The 15,298-nt window shown below is 73.9% G+C and carries 17 protein-coding genes; 12 read left to right on the top strand and 5 right to left on the bottom strand.

The genetic code is table 11. From position 1 onward, the window contains the following. Positions 1–3: 3 nt before the first annotated feature. The 9 genes from ACZ6EJ_RS14240 to ACZ6EJ_RS14200 all read left to right on the top strand — a co-directional run bounded on the left by ACZ6EJ_RS14240 (position 4) and on the right by ACZ6EJ_RS14200 (position 8,164). A complete protein-coding gene (locus ACZ6EJ_RS14240; protein WP_469267188.1) occupies positions 4–594 on the top strand; it encodes a TIGR03086 family metal-binding protein in 591 nt (196 codons plus the stop codon). A gap of 86 nt (positions 595–680) precedes the next feature. Next, entirely contained in the window at positions 681–941 is a 261-nt protein-coding gene (locus tag ACZ6EJ_RS14235; RefSeq protein WP_469267186.1) for a hypothetical protein, read from the top strand. 25 nt (positions 942–966) lie between these two features. Next, positions 967–1,932, top strand: a complete 966-nt coding sequence (locus ACZ6EJ_RS14230; RefSeq protein WP_469267184.1) for a ferritin family protein — start codon at positions 967–969, stop codon at positions 1,930–1,932. Between the two features lie 4 nt (positions 1,933–1,936). Further along, on the top strand, positions 1,937–2,260 hold the full coding sequence (locus tag ACZ6EJ_RS14225) for a holo-ACP synthase (protein ID WP_469267182.1): 324 nt from the start codon (positions 1,937–1,939) through the stop codon (positions 2,258–2,260). Next, on the top strand, positions 2,257–2,682 hold the full coding sequence (locus ACZ6EJ_RS14220; RefSeq protein ID WP_469267180.1) for an acyl-CoA thioesterase: 426 nt from the start codon (positions 2,257–2,259) through the stop codon (positions 2,680–2,682). Before ACZ6EJ_RS14225 ends, ACZ6EJ_RS14220 begins: the two co-directional genes overlap by 4 nt. After that, on the top strand, positions 2,679–4,196 hold the full coding sequence (locus ACZ6EJ_RS14215; protein ID WP_469267178.1) for an AMP-binding protein: 1,518 nt from the start codon (positions 2,679–2,681) through the stop codon (positions 4,194–4,196). The genes ACZ6EJ_RS14220 and ACZ6EJ_RS14215 overlap by 4 nt, the downstream gene beginning before the upstream one ends. 151 nt (positions 4,197–4,347) lie before the next feature. Next, positions 4,348–4,560 (top strand): hypothetical protein, encoded by a 213-nt coding sequence (locus ACZ6EJ_RS14210; protein WP_469267177.1) that lies wholly within the window; start codon positions 4,348–4,350, stop codon positions 4,558–4,560. Between the two features lie 173 nt (positions 4,561–4,733). Continuing rightward, entirely contained in the window at positions 4,734–6,947 is a 2,214-nt protein-coding gene (locus ACZ6EJ_RS14205; RefSeq protein ID WP_469267238.1) for a HelD family protein, read from the top strand. 104 nt (positions 6,948–7,051) lie between these two features. Next, positions 7,052–8,164, top strand: a complete 1,113-nt coding sequence (locus ACZ6EJ_RS14200) for an AI-2E family transporter (RefSeq protein WP_469267176.1) — start codon at positions 7,052–7,054, stop codon at positions 8,162–8,164. 88 nt (positions 8,165–8,252) lie between these two features. Here the strand turns inward: ACZ6EJ_RS14200 and ACZ6EJ_RS14195 are convergent, their stop codons facing one another. Beyond that, a complete protein-coding gene (locus tag ACZ6EJ_RS14195) occupies positions 8,253–9,368 on the bottom strand; it encodes an NADH:flavin oxidoreductase/NADH oxidase (protein WP_469267175.1) in 1,116 nt (371 codons plus the stop codon). A 140-nt stretch (positions 9,369–9,508) separates the two neighbouring features. Between ACZ6EJ_RS14195 and ACZ6EJ_RS14190 the strand changes: the two genes are divergently transcribed. Further along, entirely contained in the window at positions 9,509–9,853 is a 345-nt protein-coding gene (locus ACZ6EJ_RS14190) for an ArsR/SmtB family transcription factor (RefSeq protein WP_469267173.1), read from the top strand. A 27-nt stretch (positions 9,854–9,880) separates the two neighbouring features. Here the strand turns inward: ACZ6EJ_RS14190 and ACZ6EJ_RS14185 are convergent, their stop codons facing one another. The 3 genes from ACZ6EJ_RS14185 to afsA all read right to left on the bottom strand — a co-directional run bounded on the left by ACZ6EJ_RS14185 (position 9,881) and on the right by afsA (position 12,845). Beyond that, complete coding sequence (locus tag ACZ6EJ_RS14185) at positions 9,881–10,570, bottom strand: ScbR family autoregulator-binding transcription factor (RefSeq protein ID WP_469267237.1); 690 nt, start codon at positions 10,568–10,570, stop codon at positions 9,881–9,883. A gap of 311 nt (positions 10,571–10,881) precedes the next feature. After that, positions 10,882–11,784, bottom strand: a complete 903-nt coding sequence (locus ACZ6EJ_RS14180) for an NAD(P)H-binding protein (protein ID WP_469267171.1) — start codon at positions 11,782–11,784, stop codon at positions 10,882–10,884. A 122-nt stretch (positions 11,785–11,906) separates the two neighbouring features. Continuing rightward, positions 11,907–12,845, bottom strand: a complete 939-nt coding sequence (gene afsA / locus ACZ6EJ_RS14175; protein ID WP_469267170.1) for a 2-oxo-3-(phosphooxy)propyl 3-oxoalkanoate synthase — start codon at positions 12,843–12,845, stop codon at positions 11,907–11,909. Between the two features lie 152 nt (positions 12,846–12,997). Between afsA and ACZ6EJ_RS14170 the strand changes: the two genes are divergently transcribed. Beyond that, a complete protein-coding gene (locus ACZ6EJ_RS14170; RefSeq protein WP_469267169.1) occupies positions 12,998–13,636 on the top strand; it encodes a ScbR family autoregulator-binding transcription factor in 639 nt (212 codons plus the stop codon). Positions 13,637–13,661: 25 nt separating this feature from the next. On the opposite strand, the gene ACZ6EJ_RS14165 is transcribed toward ACZ6EJ_RS14170, so the two are convergent. Beyond that, the gene (locus ACZ6EJ_RS14165) at positions 13,662–14,273 is read right to left on the bottom strand and encodes a LysE/ArgO family amino acid transporter (RefSeq protein ID WP_469267168.1); all 612 of its coding nucleotides are present in this window, start codon (positions 14,271–14,273) and stop codon (positions 13,662–13,664) included. Between the two features lie 66 nt (positions 14,274–14,339). Between ACZ6EJ_RS14165 and ACZ6EJ_RS14160 the strand changes: the two genes are divergently transcribed. Next, entirely contained in the window at positions 14,340–15,260 is a 921-nt protein-coding gene (locus ACZ6EJ_RS14160) for a LysR family transcriptional regulator ArgP (RefSeq protein ID WP_469267167.1), read from the top strand. The last annotated feature ends 38 nt before the right edge of the window (positions 15,261–15,298 follow it).

Below are 15,298 nucleotides of genomic sequence, written 5' to 3'. Positions count from 1 at the left end.
CGTATGGACATCCGGAAACTGGACCGAGTCGCCGTCCTGGAGACCGTACGCCTCCTGGAGCAGGCCGAACCCTTGAGGTGGGACCTGCCCACCCCGTGCGCCGACTGGAACCTGCGCGAGCTGGTGGCCCACATGGCGGGCCAGCACCGCGGCTTCGCCGCCTCCGCCGAGGGGCGGGGGGCCGAGGACTCCGTGTGGGAGCCCGGCGCCCTGGGCGACGACCCGGTGAAGCACTACCGCGCCGCCGCCGAGAACGTCCTCGACGTCTTCGCGGAGCCGGGCGTGCTCACCCGCGAGTTCGCCCTGCCGGAGATCAGCGACACCCTCCGCTTCCCCGCCTCGATCGCCATCGGCTTCCACTTCCTCGACTACGTGGTCCACGGCTGGGACCTGGCCCGGACGCTGGGCGTGGACCTCGAACTGGACGAGGAGACGACGGAGGCCGCGCTGGTGTTCGCCCTGCGCGTGCCGGACGACGAACGCAGGACCAGCCCCGCGGCGCTCTTCCGCCCGGCGCTGCTCGCCCCGCCGGGCGCGGACGCGCTCGACCTGGTGCTGACCGCCCTCGGCAGGTCGCCCCGCTGGACCGCGTGAGCACCCCCGTGACCCGCGCCCACCGGCTGCCGCCCGCGGCCGGGCCCGGCGACCGCCCCCCTACCGACATCCACAGGGAGACACCCATGCTCGCCGACCTCAGGAAGAACGTCGCACGCCGTCTCGGCCTGCCCGAGGAGGAGGTGTTCGCCGACCGGCCGCTCTCCGCCGTGCTGGTCGCCTCGCCGACCGCGATCAACTCCATCGACCTGCTCGACGCCTTCGCGGGAGCGCTCGCCGACGTGGGCGTCGACGACGACGTCGAACTGCCGACGATGACCCTCGACCACACCGCCGAGGACGTCGTCTCGGCCCTCGGCAAGCAGCTCGCCACCACCTCCTCCTGACCGGAAGGCGCGAACCGTGCTGATCATGACCGACATCGTCAAGGAGCTCCGCGCCGGAGCGACCCTCACCGACGTGCTGCGCGTCCAGCACAGCTACCACGAGCAGCGCCGATGGGGCACGGACGCCATCTTCGACGGCCGCCGCCTCGACCGGCCGCGGGCCGGGGACCGGGCCGCGCTGTGGCACGCCTCGCGCGCCGAGCTGACCACCCAGCCGGCCGGCCTGCGCCTGGCCGTCGACGGCGTCAAACTCGCCAACGAGATACGGGACTCGAACCCGCTGGGCTCCAACGTCCTGCACATCGCCGCCGCCTGGTCCGCGCGCTACTGGCTGGAGGAGGAGGCGCACCACGAGATCGCCTTCGGCCGGCTCATGGAGATGGCGGGCATCGACCCCATCGAGGAGGAGGAAGTGGTCGAGTGCCGGGGCCCGCTCCCGCTCGACAACTACGTGCGCGTCTGTATGCTCCAGGCCTGCGTGGAGATCGAGGCCTGCGTCTCCTACGGCTGGCAGGCCCGCGCCACCGAGGACCCGCTGGTGCGGGACGTCTTCCACACGGTCATGAAGGACGAGGTGCAGCACCGCCAGTACTTCGCCTCCTTCGCCAAGGCCCTGCTGGAGTCCGGCGTCTACCCCGTCAAGGACGCCCTGTCGATGGCCTACACCTGGGTCCGCCCGGACGGCGGCGAGACCTTCGGCGCCGCGCGCGAGGCCCAGACCGAGCGCCAGGGGCACGTCAACTGGTGGGAGCGGACCCGCTCCGGCGACGAGGAGTTCGCCCTCGCCGACGAGGCGCTGCACGAGGGCTCGGTGCACGCCAAGAAGCTGACCAGCGTCTTCGCCCTGGTCCGCGAGGTGACCGGTATCCAGATCACGTCGTACGAGGACCTCAAGCGTGCCTACTTCGCCAGTCTCCGCACGAACGATGTCGACCGGATTCGATCTGCAGTCCGTGCCGGAGCTGCGCGCGAAGCCGCACTTGCTCGCTAGCGGCGTGCTGTTCACCGCCGGCGAGCGGGCGCACTGCCGCTCCCGGCCCGACCCCTACGCCTCCCTGGCCGGGCTGTTCTGCGCCAAGGAGGCCTTCGTCAAGGCGGTCAGCTCGATGGGCGGCGCCCCCGAGCACACCTTCCCCGAGGTCGAGGTGGTGCACGGCCCCGCCGGGCAGCCCCGGATTCGGCTGCACGGGCTGATCGCCCGGTGGCAGCGGCAGCAGTGCCTGGCCATGGACGTCTCGATCAGTCACACCGGCGATCTGGCCGGTGCGGTGGTCGTGCTCCTGGCCGGGCCGACGAGGAGCGGAGGGCAAGCCCCGTGAACGCCCGCACACCGCACGACTTCACGCACACGTGCGAAGTCGCGCTGCGACCCAACGACTTCGACTGGGCCGGACACCTGAACAACAGCGTGCACGTCCAACTCCTGGAGTCGGGCCGCTGGCAGTGGGGGCTCGCCCTGGGCGTCGACCTGCGGGACAGCCCCCTGGTCGCCGTGGTCCTCCAACTCCAGTTGGACTACCTCAAGACGGTCGACTGGGACCCGGTGGGCCGGGTCGTCGTCCGCACGGCGTTCGCCGAGCAGACCGCGTACAGCTTCACGCTGACCCAGGACGTCGAGCTCCCGGACGGCACCGCGGTCGCCCGCGGCCGGGTGCGGCTGGGGCTCGTCGACCGTCACACCAAACGCGTCCACCGGGCCGATCTCCTGGCGATGGCGGGCCTGCCGGGGAGAGCCGCATGAGCGCGAGCACGTTGCAGGAGGCCGTCGCCGCACAGGCCCACCGGCAGGACGCGGCCGTCACGTTCGGGACCTCGGCCCGGCGGGAGCGGTTGTCCTACCCCGAGTTCGCGGAGCAGATCGCGGCGGCGGCCGGGGGCTTCGCCCAGCAGGGCGTGCGCCCCGGCGACCGGGTGATGCTGCGCATCGGCAGCTCCCGCGAAGGGGTGCTCGCGCTCCTGGGCCTGATGCACCTGGGCGCGGTCCCCGTCTCGGTGAAGCCGCGCGTGCCGGGCGCGATCCTCGGGCAGTACCTGTCGATGGTGGTGCGGCAGCAGGGCGTGCGCCACGCCTTCCGCATCTCCGGGCACGGTCCGGACGAGCTGCGGCTGGTGCTGCGGCCGGGCTCGTCGCCCGAACCGGCGCCGGGCGACCGGGACGGGCTCGCCTTCGTCCAGTACACCAGCGGCTCCACCGGGATGCCCCGGCCCATTCCGCTCAGCCACCGGGCGGTGCTGGGCAACGTGGAGGCGATCGCCGCCGTCGCGGGCATGAAGCCGGGCCACGCCGGGCTGATCGCCCTGCCCCTCCACCACGACATGGGGCTCATCGGGGTGCTGACCTCGCTGGTCAAGGGCATCGACCTGGTGGTGGAGGAGCCGGGGACCTTCCTGCGCCGGCCCATGGCGGCGCTGCGGCTGCTGAGCGACGCGGAGAGCGTGCACAGCGCCTTCCCCGACTTCATGCTGCGCTACCTCGCGGCGCGGATGACGGAGGCGGCGGCGGGAGCGCAGGGGCCCGACCCGCGGCTGCTCCGCGCCTGGCGCACCGTCTTCTGCGGGGCCGAGCCCATCCGCCCGCAGTCGGTGCGCACCTTCCTCGACGCCGTGGAACCGTGGGGGTTCGACCCGACGGCCCTGGTGTTCTGCTACGGGCTGGCCGAGGCGGCGTTGATGGCCACGTCGCACCGCTACGTGGACGCCGCCACCGGGTTCCGCACGGAGGGCCCCGTCACCACCGCGTGCCTGGGCTCCACCATGCCGGGCCTGGACCTGCGCGTCGTGGACGAGTCGGGCGCGGTGTGCGCGGACGGCGAGGTGGGCGCGGTGCAGTTGCGCGGGGAGACCCTGTTCGACGGCTACGACGGGGACGTGGACCACCGCACCACCTGGTTCGACACGGGCGACCTGGGATCTCTGCGCTCGGGCCGCCTCCATCTCAGCGGCCGCCGGGGCGACCGCGTCTCCGTCAACGGCGTCAACGTCTTCGCCACGGACGTCGAGCAGGTGGCGGCGACGGTCGCGGGGGTGGCCGAGTGCGTCGTCCTGCCCTACGGGGAGTCCTTCACGGTCGTCGTCGTGCCGGAGCGGGGGCGGAACGTCGCTTGCGACGAGGTCGCCACCCTCGTCGCCGGCGAGTTCGGCGCGGCGCCGGAGCGGGTGGTCGAGGTGGCCCACAGCGCGGTCGCCCGTACCGCCAGCGGGAAGCCGGCCCGCGGCCACATGGTCGCGCAGCTCGAACAGGGGACGCTTCGATGACCCGTTGACCCGCGCCGGCCCCGGCGGGCGCGGTGCGCCGCGCGCGCCCGAGACGTCCCGACACCCGAGGGGGAAGCCGCCGCACGCGCTCGTTCGCCGCGTGTGCCCCTATGCTTCCCCTTCGGTCCGTCAGTCCGTTTCGGGAGGTTTCATGCCGGTTCGCGCTTTGTACTGCTGCACCTGTGATGCCGACGGGCCGCACCGTCCCCTGACGTCCGACGAGAAGGCGTGGCTGAGAAGGCGGACCGGCCGGCGCGGCGTCGAGGAGTTCTTCGTGTGCACGGTCCCGCTCTGCCGCAATGTGCGCAGCGGCTTCGACAAACGGCCTTTCGCCCCGGCGATCCGCGCGCCCCTGCCCGGCTGACGCCGCGAACGCCCCACCGGCGGGAACGGCCCCGGTCCGCGATTGCGGGCCGGGGATCGCCCCGCGTATATTGGATTCTTCGTGCGCTCATGCAGAAAGGCCCCACTCGGGGGCCTTATGAGGACGAATATATCCGGCGGGGAGCCACTTTGTCAAACAGGGAAAGCGACGAATTGCGGGAAGAGCAGGAATTCGTCGACCGTCTCCACGCCCGCGTCGACGCCCTGCGCGGCGCCGCGGCGCGTGGCGTCGAGCGCGCGCTGACGCCGGTGGGGACGGGCCGGCAGGCGCGCGTCGAACGCGACGTCCTGGTGGCGGAGCGCTCGGGCCTGCTCGCCGCGCTGAACGCGGTGGACGGTTCGCTGTGCTTCGGCCGCGTCGACCGCTCCGACGGGCTCACGCACCACATCGGCCGCATCGGCGTCCGGGCGGACGACGCCGACCGCACGCCGGTGCTCATCGACTGGCGCGCGCCGGTGGCCCGCCCCTTCTACCTCGCCACCGGGCACACCCCGATGGGGCTGCGCCGCCGTCGCCACATCAGCACCGAGGGCCGCGCGGTCACCGGGCTGCACGACGAGATCCTCGACCTCCGGGACGACGAGCGCACCGGCCACGAGGACCCCAACGGCGACGCCGTCCTGCTCGCGGCGCTGAACTCGGCCCGCACCGGGCGCATGGGCGACATCGTGCGGACCATCCAGGCCGAGCAGGACGGCATCATCCGCGCCCCGCACCGCGGCGTCCTCGTCGTCGAGGGCGGGCCCGGCACGGGGAAGACGGCCGTCGCGCTGCACCGGGCCGCCTTCCTGCTCTACGAGCACCGCGAGCTGCTGGCCAAGCGCGCCGTGCTCATCGTCGGCCCCAACCCGGCGTTCCTCCGCTACATCGCGGAGGTGCTGCCCGCGCTCGGCGAGACCGGGGTGCTGCTGGCCACGCAGGCCGAGCTGTACCCCGGCGTGCACGCCACCGGCACGGACACGGCCCGCGCCGCGGCCGTGAAGGGCGGCGCGCGGATGGCCGGGGCGCTGGCCCTCGCCGTACGGGACCGGCAGCGACTGCCGGAGGCCGACGCCCCGCTGGTCGTCCCGCACGAGGACGGAGGCGACCTGGTGCTGGACCGGGAGATCGCCCGCGAGGCGCGGCAGGCGGCGCGCGCATCCGGCCTGCCGCACAACCTCGCCCGTCCGCATTTCGCCTTCCGGGTCATCGACGCCCTCACCGCGCAACTCGCCGAGCGCATCGGGGCCGACCCCTACGGCGGCCCCAACTTCCTCGGCCCGGACGACATCGCCCTGCTCGGCCGGGACGTCGCCCGCAGCGCGGAGGTGCACGCGGCCGTCGACGAGCTGTGGCCGCCGCTCACCCCGGAAGGGTTCCTCGCCGACTACCTGGCCGCCCCCGCCCACCTGCCGGACGAGGACGCCGACGCCGTCCGGCGCGCACCCGCCGACGGTGCGTGGACGCCCGCCGACGTACCGCTGCTCGACGAGGCCGCCGAGCTGCTGGGCGTCGACGACAGCGCCGAGCGGGCCGCGGCGGAGGCCGTCCGCCAGGAGCGGATCGGTTATGCGCAGGGCGTCCTGGAGCTGTCGCGCGGCTCGGAGAGCTTCGAGTTCGAGGACGAGGAGTCCGAGGTCCTGGCCGCCCACGACGTCATCGACGCCGAGCGGATGGCGGAGCGGCACGAGGAGGCCGACCACCGCACCGCCGCCGAACGGGCCGCCGCCGACCGCACCTGGGCGTTCGGCCACATCATCGTCGACGAGGCGCAGGAGCTGTCCCCCATGGCGTGGCGGCTGCTGATGCGCCGCTCGCCGACCCGCTCGCTGACCCTGGTCGGCGACCCGGCCCAGACCTCCGACGAGGCGGGGGTCGGGTCCTGGGAGGAGATCCTGCGGCCGTACGTCGGCGACCGCTACGAGCACGTGGCGCTCAAGGTCAACTACCGTACGCCCGCCGAGATCATGGAGCTGGCCGCCGGGGTCGTCCGGGAGAAGGACCCCTCCTTCACCTCGCCCGTCTCGGTGCGCTCGACCGGCGAGCGGCCGTGGACGCGCGCAGCGGGGGCCGACCTGGCGGGCGCGGTGGCCCGAGCCGTCGCGGAGCTGACGCCGCGGGAGGGGCGCCTTGCGGTCATCGCTCCCCGCGCGCTGCACGAGGAGGTCGCCGCTCCGCTGGAGGGGGTGGCGGCGGGCGGCGAACCCGACCTCACGCGTCCGGTGGTGCTGCTCGACCCGCGCCAGGCCAAGGGCCTCGAGTTCGACCATGTGCTGGTGGTGGAGCCCGCACGGTTCGCCACGAGCGACCTGTACGTGGCGCTGACCCGCGCCACGCAGCGCCTGGGGATCGTCCACCGCGAGGAGCTGCCCCGAGCGCTGCGCTGAGGGGGTCGGCCGCGCCGCCCCGCCCCGTCGTCGCACCGCGGGGCGGGCGGCTGCGCGGGGGCCGCCGTGCGGGAGCGGGTGGGGCGAGCCCATAGGGTGACGCCATGTCTTCGCCTTTGAGTTCGACAAAGACAGCCGCCGCTCTGCGCACGTCGGCCCGTGCCTCCGCCCAGTCGTTGCTGGTCCTGGTGATGGCCTGGGTCGCGCTGTGGCTCCTCGGCCGGATGTGGTCGGTCGTGTGGCCGCTGATAGTGGCGTTGTTCCTCACCACGCTGACCTGGCCGCTGGCCCGCTTCCTGCGGCGGCGCGGGTGGCGGCCCGCTCTCGCCGCCTCGGTGGTGACCCTGCTCTTCCTGGTCGCGGGGGCGGGCATCGCGGCGCTGATCGCGGTGCCGGTGGCGTCCCAGTCCGGCCAGTTGACCGACGGCGTGGTCGCCGGCATCCAGCAGTTGCGCGAGTGGGCGGCCGGGCCGCCGCTGAACATCGGCGACGACGAGATCACCCGCGCCTTCGACAGCGCGACGGCCAAGATCCAGGACAGCGTCGGCAGCATGGTCACCACCGTCGTCAGCGGGGTGAGCACGCTGGTCAACGGCCTGGTGACGGCCGTCCTCGCCGTCTTCCTGATGTTCTTCTTCCTCAAGGACGGGCCCCGGTTCCTGCCGTGGCTGACCCGTCAGCTTCCGGGCCGGCTCTCCCGCCACGTCCCGGTCGTGGCCGAGCGGGGCTGGAACACGCTGGGCTCGTTCGTGCGGTCCCAGGCGTTCGTGGGTCTGCTGGACGCGGTGTTCATCGGGCTCGGCCTGTGGATCCTCGGCGTGCCGCTGGTCCTTCCGCTGGCGGTGCTGACCTTCGTCTCCGCTTTCGTGCCGATCGTGGGCGCGCTGTTCGCGGGGCTGGTCGCGGTGCTCATCGCCCTCGTCTCGAACGGCGTCACCGACGCGCTGATCACGCTGGCGATCATCGTGGTGGTGCAGCAGCTCGAGGGCAACGTGTTCCAGCCGATGATCCAGAGCCGGGGGCTCGGCCTGCACGCGGCGGTGGTCCTGCTCGCGGTGACGCTGGGCGGCAGTCTGGCCGGCGTCGTGGGGAGCCTGCTGGCCGTGCCGGTGGCCGCCGTGCTCGCGGTCGTGTGGAACTACCTCCGCGAACAGCTCGCCGAGGAACCGGAGGAGCCCCGCGAGGGCGAGCCGGCCACCGGCTCGACGGCCGTCTGAGGACCCTCCCACCACGTCGGTACGCCGCCGCCTCGCCCGCGCCCCGAGCGCGGGCGAAGCGGTTTCCGCCCCCGTGCCCCGGCGGCGGTCAGTCCTTGGCGGTGCGGCGCGACAGGACGTAGCCGTACTGCTCGGGCCAGCGGGGGGCCACGCCGAGGGCGTCGGCGGCGTGGTGGGCCCAGTGCGGGTCGCGCAGCATCCCGCGGCCGATCATGACCGCGTCGGCCCGCCCCTCGGCGACGACCTCCTCGGCCTGGGCGGGGTCGAGGATCAGGCCCACCGCGGAGGTGGGCACGCCGGCGGCCCGCCGGACCTGCTCGGCGAACGGCGTCTGGTAGCCGGGGGCCGCCGGGATCACGGCGTCGCGCACCAGGCCGCCGGTGGAGACGTCCAGCAGGTCGACGCCGTGGGCGGTCAACTCCTTGGCCAGGCGCACGGTGTCCTCCGCGCTCCACCCCTCGCGCGGGTCCGCCGGGTTCTCGGCCAGCCAGTCGGTGGCCGAGGTGCGGAAGAGGACCGGCAGGCCGTCGGGCCACACGGCGCGTACGGCGTCGACCACCTGGAGCGGGAAGCGCAGGCGGTCGTCCCAACCGCCGCCGTAGGCGTCGGTGCGGTGGTTCGCCACCGGGGAGAGGAACGAGTTGATCAGGTAGCCGTGGGCGCCGTGGATCTCGACGACGCGGAAGCCGGCCGCCAGCGCGCGTTCGGCGGCCGCGGCGAAGTCGCGCACCAGGCCCTGGATCTCCTCCTCCGTCAGCTCGTGCGGAACGGGCAGGCCGTCGAAGGCGACGGGGCTCGGCGCGACGGCGCTCCAGCCGCCCTCGGCCTCGGGGACGTAGCGGTCGCCGCGCCAGGGCTTGTCGGTCGACGCCTTGCGGCCCGCGTGGGCGAGCTGGATCGCCGGGATCGAGCCGTGCGCGGTGATCGCCTCGGCGACGCGGGCGAAGGCCTCCTGCTGCCGGTCGTTCCACAGCCCCAGGTCCCAGGGGCTGATCCTGCCGTCCGGGCGCACGCCGGTGGCCTCCACCATCACGAGCCCCGCGCCTCCGGCGGCGCGGCTCGCGAGGTGCGTGAGGTGGAAGTCCGTGGGGACGCCCGTCTCCGGCCCGTCGCAGGCGGCGGAGTACATGCACATCGGAGACATCCACACGCGGTTGGGTATCTCCAGGGACCGCAGGGTCAGGGGTGTGAACAGAGCACTCACCGGTAAGTCTCCTCATTCAGGCTCGGGGCGCCGCCGCCGGACGCCGGCGGCGGCTCAAGTACGGTAACCATCGTAGTACGGCGATTGTCAAACTACGAGGATGTTCGTACTTTGGTACGCGAGACCGTGAGGAGCCGCCCATGCCCACCACCGAGCGCCCGGCCGCGTCCGGACGACAGCTCGCCCACCCGCCGCGGGAGGAGATCCGCCTGGAGGCCGTCCTGCACGCGCTGGCCGACCCCATCCGGCTGCGCATCGCCCGCGAGCTGGCGGACGGGCACGACGACATGGCGTGCATCGCCTTCGACCTCCCGGTGAGCAAGTCCACCACCACCCACCACTTCAAGGTGCTGCGCGAGGCGGGGATCATCCGCCAGCACTACGAGGGGACCTCCCGCCTGAGCCGGTTGCGCGAGGAGGACCTGGAGGCCCGCTTCCCCGGCCTGCTCCCCGCCGTCCTGGAGGGCGCGCGGCGGACGCCCTGAGCGCGAGCCCCCGAGCCGGACGGCCGATCAGGTCCGGGCGGCCGGACGCGGCTCCCCGGCCGCCGGGGCCGCCTGGCGCGCGACGCGCCCCAGCGGGGCCGACGCCTCGGTGCCGGACGGGTCGACGAGGCCGAGGGCGCGGGCGACGGCGAGCCGGGGCAGCAGCAACCGCCAGAAGCCGGCGAGCGCCTGCGGGGCCAGCCAGTCGGGGTCCTGCCGGCCGAGCACCTCGAACCCGGTGGTCGCCGCGACCAGCACGGCCGCCGCGTCCTCGCGGGAGACGTCCGGGGCGAGGGTTCCGGCGGCGGCCGCCTCCTCCAGCAGTTCCCGTACGCACTGGTGCCACTCCACGCGCAGGTCCGGCGCGGCGGCCCTCCCCCCGTCGCAGCTCAGCCGGAATCCGGCCCGCGTGACCGGGTCCTCCCGCAGGAGTCGGGCGAAGGCGTGCGAGGCGTCGACGAGGGCCTGCAGGGGGGCGCCCGTACGGCGCCGGATCGCGTCGGTCATGTCGTGCAGCCCGCGCGACGCCTCCACCACCACGGCCTCCGCGACGGCGGCCTTGTTCTCGAAGTGGAAGTGCAGTGCGCCCGTGCTGACGCCCGCACCGGAACTGATCAGCGCCAGCCGCGCCTCGGCGTACCCGTACCGCTCGAACACGAGGGCGGCGGAGTCGATCAGGGTCCTGCGGGTGCGGGTGGCACGCTCCTGCTTGGTCACCGGAGCCTCCAGCTCGGGGGAGAACCGGCCGGGGACGGCCGGGAGGACGACGCCCTCCGGCCCGCTCCGGGCCACGGCCGACGTCATGGGGTATCAAACCAACTTACCGGTATCTTTTCCAGCGCACGACGGCCCCACCCTCTTCCCGCCCCTCCCCGCCGCCTTTCCGCGCTTCTCCCTGGCGTCAACAGAGTCGAAATCGGCATTGATAAACATATGATCCGCCTTTCCGCTCCAGCGGATACGGCCCGCGACGCGTTTTCGCCCGCGCCCTCACCGCCACCGCGATGTCATCGCGGACCGGCGGGCGGCTAATGCGCGGAATTCCGCTCCGGCCCCGCGTCGGGGGCGCTGTGCGGAACGGGCCGGCCCGCCGCGAACGCGTCGGCGTGGTCGGCCGCCCAGGCGCGGAACGTCCCGGCCGGTGCGCCGGTCAGCTCCCGGACCGTGGGCGCCACCGCCGCCTTCACACCCGCCCGCTGCCGCTCTGCGCTCTCCAGGAACGCCTCGGCCACCGGCGGCGGGTACGCGGCCAGCAGCGCCGCGCGCGCCGCGTCCAGGCCCGACTCCTCGAAGCGCAGCGGCCGACCCAGCACCTCGGCGAGCTGGGCCGTCTGCTCCCGCGCGGTGATCGGCTCGGGGCCCGAGACGGCGTACGCCCTGCCCTCGTGCCCGGCGCCGGTGAGGACCGCGACCGCGACCGCCGCGACGTCGCGCGGGTCGACGCACGCGACCGGGGCGTCGCCGTACAGGGCGCGCACCACCCCTCGGGCACGGATGTCCGGGGCCCAGGAGAGCGTGTTGGACATGAAGGTCCGCGCGCGGACGAACGTCCACGGGACGCCCGACTCCCGGACCGCCCGCTCGTTCCTCCGCTGCCACCGGGTGATGAAGTCGTCCGCGCCGGGCTCCTCCACCGCCATCATCGACAGCTTGACCAGGTGGCCGACGCCCGCCGCCCGCGCCGCCGCCGAGACCCTCTCGTCGTCCGGATCGGTGGGGCTGTTCGTCACCAGGAAGACCGAAGCGACGCCGCGCAGCGCCCGGTCCAGGGCGGCCGGGTCCCCGTACTCCCCCGTGACGACCTCGACCCCCGGTCCCCGCACCGTCAGCCGCTCCGGCCGCCGTACGAGCACCCGCACCGGTCCGGCCGCCGCCAGCCGTGCGGCGACCTCGCGGCCCACCGGCCCGGTCGCACCCGTTACGAGAATCACTCGCCAACCCCTCACACGCTCGCTCGTCAGGGACGGCGTCCGCCGGACGCCGCCCGCCCCGGCGCGGGCGCGGACGCGCGCTCCACCGGGCTTCGCCCCACCGCCTCGCGGCCCCGCCCGCGTCAGCCCGCGACGCGCGGGCCGGACAGGAGGGTGGAGAAGACCGGGTGGCCCTCCTGATGCCCCGTCACCCGCACGCTCACCGCATCCCCGGTCGCGCCGGGCACGACCACGGCCCCGATCGAGCAAGGGCTGCCGAACTCGGCGTACCGGTGGAACCGGGTGCTTGCCTCCACCGGCACCACGCCGCCCCCGGCCACCAGGCACGCGGCCTGCCGGGCCGCCTCCAGCAGCAGCATCCCCGGCACGTGGTCGTTGGGACGCTGGAACAGCGTCGGGTGCCGAGTGTCCACGCGCAGCTCCCACAGGCCCTCGCGCGCGGTCGGCGACAGCACCACGTCCTCGGGCCGGCTCCGGCCGGCCCGGACCGCGCTGACCGGCGCGGCCTCGGGTATCGATATCCCCTCCACCGGGGCGGCGCCGCGCATCCGCCGGTACACCTGCGGGCTGGTGAACCGGGTCGCGCCCGTCCCCGTGGCCGCCAGGCCGCCGCCCCGGTGCACGGCCCAGCCCACGCGGCCCTGCACCGGCAGCCCGCCCCGCCACGTGAGGTCGGAGCAGAACACCTCCACGTCGACCTCGGTGGGCGCGCCGTCCACGGCGAGGTGGTCCGGGTGGCAGACGTAGTCCAGGTCCGCCATCAGGAAGTGGTGGCCGAGCGGGACCCCGTACCCCGCGTGGAAGGCCAGCATCGCCGCCTGCCGCATCGCCTCCGCGACGAGCAGCGGATCGTGGCGGCCGGCCACGGGGGCGAAGAAGGGGTGGTCGTGCGGGAGCACGGCCGTGACCGAGAACCGGTCATGCCCCAGGCGGACCCAGCTCCGCGGGAAGGCGTCCTGGGGCCGGGTCCGGTGCACCATGTCGATGTCCACGGGATGCGCCACCTCGACCTCCGCGTCCACGGCCGGCACCGGATCGATCAAGACTGCTGCTTCGGGCATAACTCCCCCCAGGGGTCATGTGATGGCGAGCCGTTCCTGCGATGCACCTGCGCTGATAAGATACAGACTAAGCGGTTTTTTTTCTATCCCAGCCAGGGCGGCCTCCCCACAGCGACCCGGCCCTCACCGGCCCGCCCAGTAAAGGAGACAGGATGGCCAAGCAGGACCGGGCGATCCGCACCCGCCACACGATCCTGATGGCAGCAGCCCAGGCTTTCGAGAAATACGGCTATCAAGCCGCCACCATCACCGAAATACTGAAAAGCGCCGGGGTGACGAAAGGCGCTCTGTATTTCCATTTCCCGTCGAAAGAAGATCTCGCGCTCGGGGTCCTCGACGCCCAGACTCCGCCGCGGGCGGCGCCGGACCAGACGCTGAAACTCCAGGAACTCATCGATGTGGGGATGCTTTTCAGCCATCGCCTGCAGACGAGTCTCCTCACCCGCGCGGGCGTCCGGCTCTCGATGGACCAGCAGGCCCAGGGCCTCGACCGCAGCGGCCCCTTCCTCCGCTGGCAGGAGGCGACCCACGACCTGCTCGCCCTGGCGAAACAGAACGGCGAGTTGCTTCCGCACGTCAACCCGACCGAGACGGCGGACCTCTACGTCGCCGCCTTCGCGGGCACCCAGGCGGTCTCCCAGACGCTCAGCGACTACCGGGACCTCCAGCGCCGCCACATCACGCTCCAGCAGCACATCCTCCCCAGCATCGCCACCCCCTCGATCCTCACGGCCCTGGACCTGACCCCGGAGCGCGCCGAGCGGCTGAGCCTCCTCGACCCCGCCGACTGAGCCGGCGGGGCCGAGGTCCCGGCGCTCAGGCGCCCAGCACCAGCTTCACGCCCAGGCCGGTCATCGTCAGGGCGACGAGGCCGTCCAGCACCCGCCACGACGACGGGCGCGCGAGGACGCCGCTCAGCAGCCGGGCCCCGTACCCGAGGGCGGCGAACCAGCACAGGCTGGCGAGGATCGCGCCGAGCCCGAAGCTCCAGCGCAGCTCCCCCCGGTCCGCCGCGACGGAGCCGAGCAGGAACACGGTGTCCAGGTACACGTGCGGGTTGAGCCAGGTCATCGCCAGGCAGGCGAGCACGACCCCGCGCCGCGACGCGGCGGGGGCGTCGTCCGCGCGCAGCGCCGAGGGGCGCAGGACGCGGCGCGCGGCGAGCAGGCCGTAGCCGATGAGGAACACGCCGCCGAGCAGGCCGACCGCGGTCAGCGCGGAGGGCCAGGCCGTGACGACGGCGCCGACCCCGGCGACGCCCAATGTGATGAGCACCGCGTCGGAGAGCGCGCAGATGCCGACCACCGCGAGCACCCCGTGGCGGCGGACGCCCTGGCGGAGCACGAGGGCGTTCTGCGCGCCGATGGCGACGATGAGGGAGAGGCCGGTGCCGAATCCGGCGGCCGCGGTGGTGAGGGCGTTCGTCATGGGGCCGACGGTACGGAGGCGCCCGCCCTGCGTACAGCTAATGATTCTTACGTACCATGAGCTTCCATGATGTCCGAACTCCCCCTCGACCAGGTGCGGACCCTGCTGGCCGTCGTCGACGAGGGCACCTTCGACGCGGCGGCACAGGCGCTGCGGGTGACGCCGTCGGCGGTCAGCCAGCGGGTCAAGGCGCTGGAGCAGCGCACCGGCCGGGTGCTGCTGATGCGGACGAAGCCGGTGCGGCCGACCGGGTCCGGCGAGGTGGTGGTGCGTTTCGCCCGCCAGTTGGCGCGGCTGGAGGGCGACGCGCGGACGGCCCTCGGCATGGCGGGGCCCGGCGAACCGACGCGGCTGGCGATCGCGGTCAACTCCGACTCCCTGGCGACGTGGTTCCTGCCCGCGCTGCGGCGGCTGCCCGAGGACGCGGACCTCTGCTACGAGCTGCGCCGGGAGGACCAGGACCATACGGCCGCGCTCCTGCGGGAGGGGCTGGTGATGGCGGCGGTGACGTCGTCCCCGGAGGCGGTGTCGGGCTGTTCGGTGCGCGCTCTGGGCCGGATGCGGTACGTGCCGGTGGCCGCCCCGTCCTTCGCGCGGCGGTGGTTCGGCCGGGGAGCGGGCGGGGACCCGCGCGCGCTGGTCGCCGACGCTCCGGTGGTGGTCTTCGACCGGCGGGACGACCTCCAGGACGCCTTCGTGCGCGGACTGGGGCACGGTGCCGGGGCGAGCGCCCGGCGGCATCTCGTCCCCAGCCCCGAGGGGTTCGTGGAGGCCGTCGCGGCGGGCATGGGGTGGGGCATGGTCCCCGACGTCCAGGGGGAACCGCTGCTGCGCACGGGCCGGTTGGTGAACGTCGTCCCGGACCGCGTCGTGCACGTCCCGCTGTACTGGCAGCAGTGGAAGCTGGACTCGCCGGCCCTGGCGGCGGTGGCCGACGCGGTGGCCGCGGAGGCCGCCGAGGCCCTCGGCGGCGCGCGGTCCGCCTGAGTCCCGCGCACCGGCCGCCGGGTGCGCTCGTGGCCCCG

Source organism: Streptomyces sp. NPDC041970, assembly GCF_055588985.1.
Note: the sequence above shows the minus strand (reverse complement) of the source record. Positions and strands in the feature narration are given on the sequence as shown.

Bases quoted from the DNA above. Each gene is read 5' to 3' on its own strand.
- ACZ6EJ_RS14240 (WP_469267188.1), top strand. From the start codon at position 4: ATGGACATCCGGAAACTGGACCGAGTCGCCGTCCTGGAGACCGTACGC.
- ACZ6EJ_RS14235 (WP_469267186.1), top strand. From the start codon at position 681: ATGCTCGCCGACCTCAGGAAGAACGTCGCACGCCGTCTCGGCCTGCCC.
- ACZ6EJ_RS14230 (WP_469267184.1), top strand. From the start codon at position 967: ATGACCGACATCGTCAAGGAGCTCCGCGCCGGAGCGACCCTCACCGAC.
- ACZ6EJ_RS14215 (WP_469267178.1), top strand. From the start codon at position 2,679: ATGAGCGCGAGCACGTTGCAGGAGGCCGTCGCCGCACAGGCCCACCGG.
- ACZ6EJ_RS14210 (WP_469267177.1), top strand. From the start codon at position 4,348: ATGCCGGTTCGCGCTTTGTACTGCTGCACCTGTGATGCCGACGGGCCG.
- ACZ6EJ_RS14200 (WP_469267176.1), top strand. From the start codon at position 7,052: ATGTCTTCGCCTTTGAGTTCGACAAAGACAGCCGCCGCTCTGCGCACG.
- ACZ6EJ_RS14190 (WP_469267173.1), top strand. From the start codon at position 9,509: ATGCCCACCACCGAGCGCCCGGCCGCGTCCGGACGACAGCTCGCCCAC.
- afsA (WP_469267170.1), bottom strand. From the start codon at position 12,845: ATGCCCGAAGCAGCAGTCTTGATCGATCCGGTGCCGGCCGTGGACGCG.
- ACZ6EJ_RS14170 (WP_469267169.1), top strand. From the start codon at position 12,998: ATGGCCAAGCAGGACCGGGCGATCCGCACCCGCCACACGATCCTGATG.
- ACZ6EJ_RS14165 (WP_469267168.1), bottom strand. From the start codon at position 14,273: ATGACGAACGCCCTCACCACCGCGGCCGCCGGATTCGGCACCGGCCTC.
- ACZ6EJ_RS14160 (WP_469267167.1), top strand. From the start codon at position 14,340: ATGATGTCCGAACTCCCCCTCGACCAGGTGCGGACCCTGCTGGCCGTC.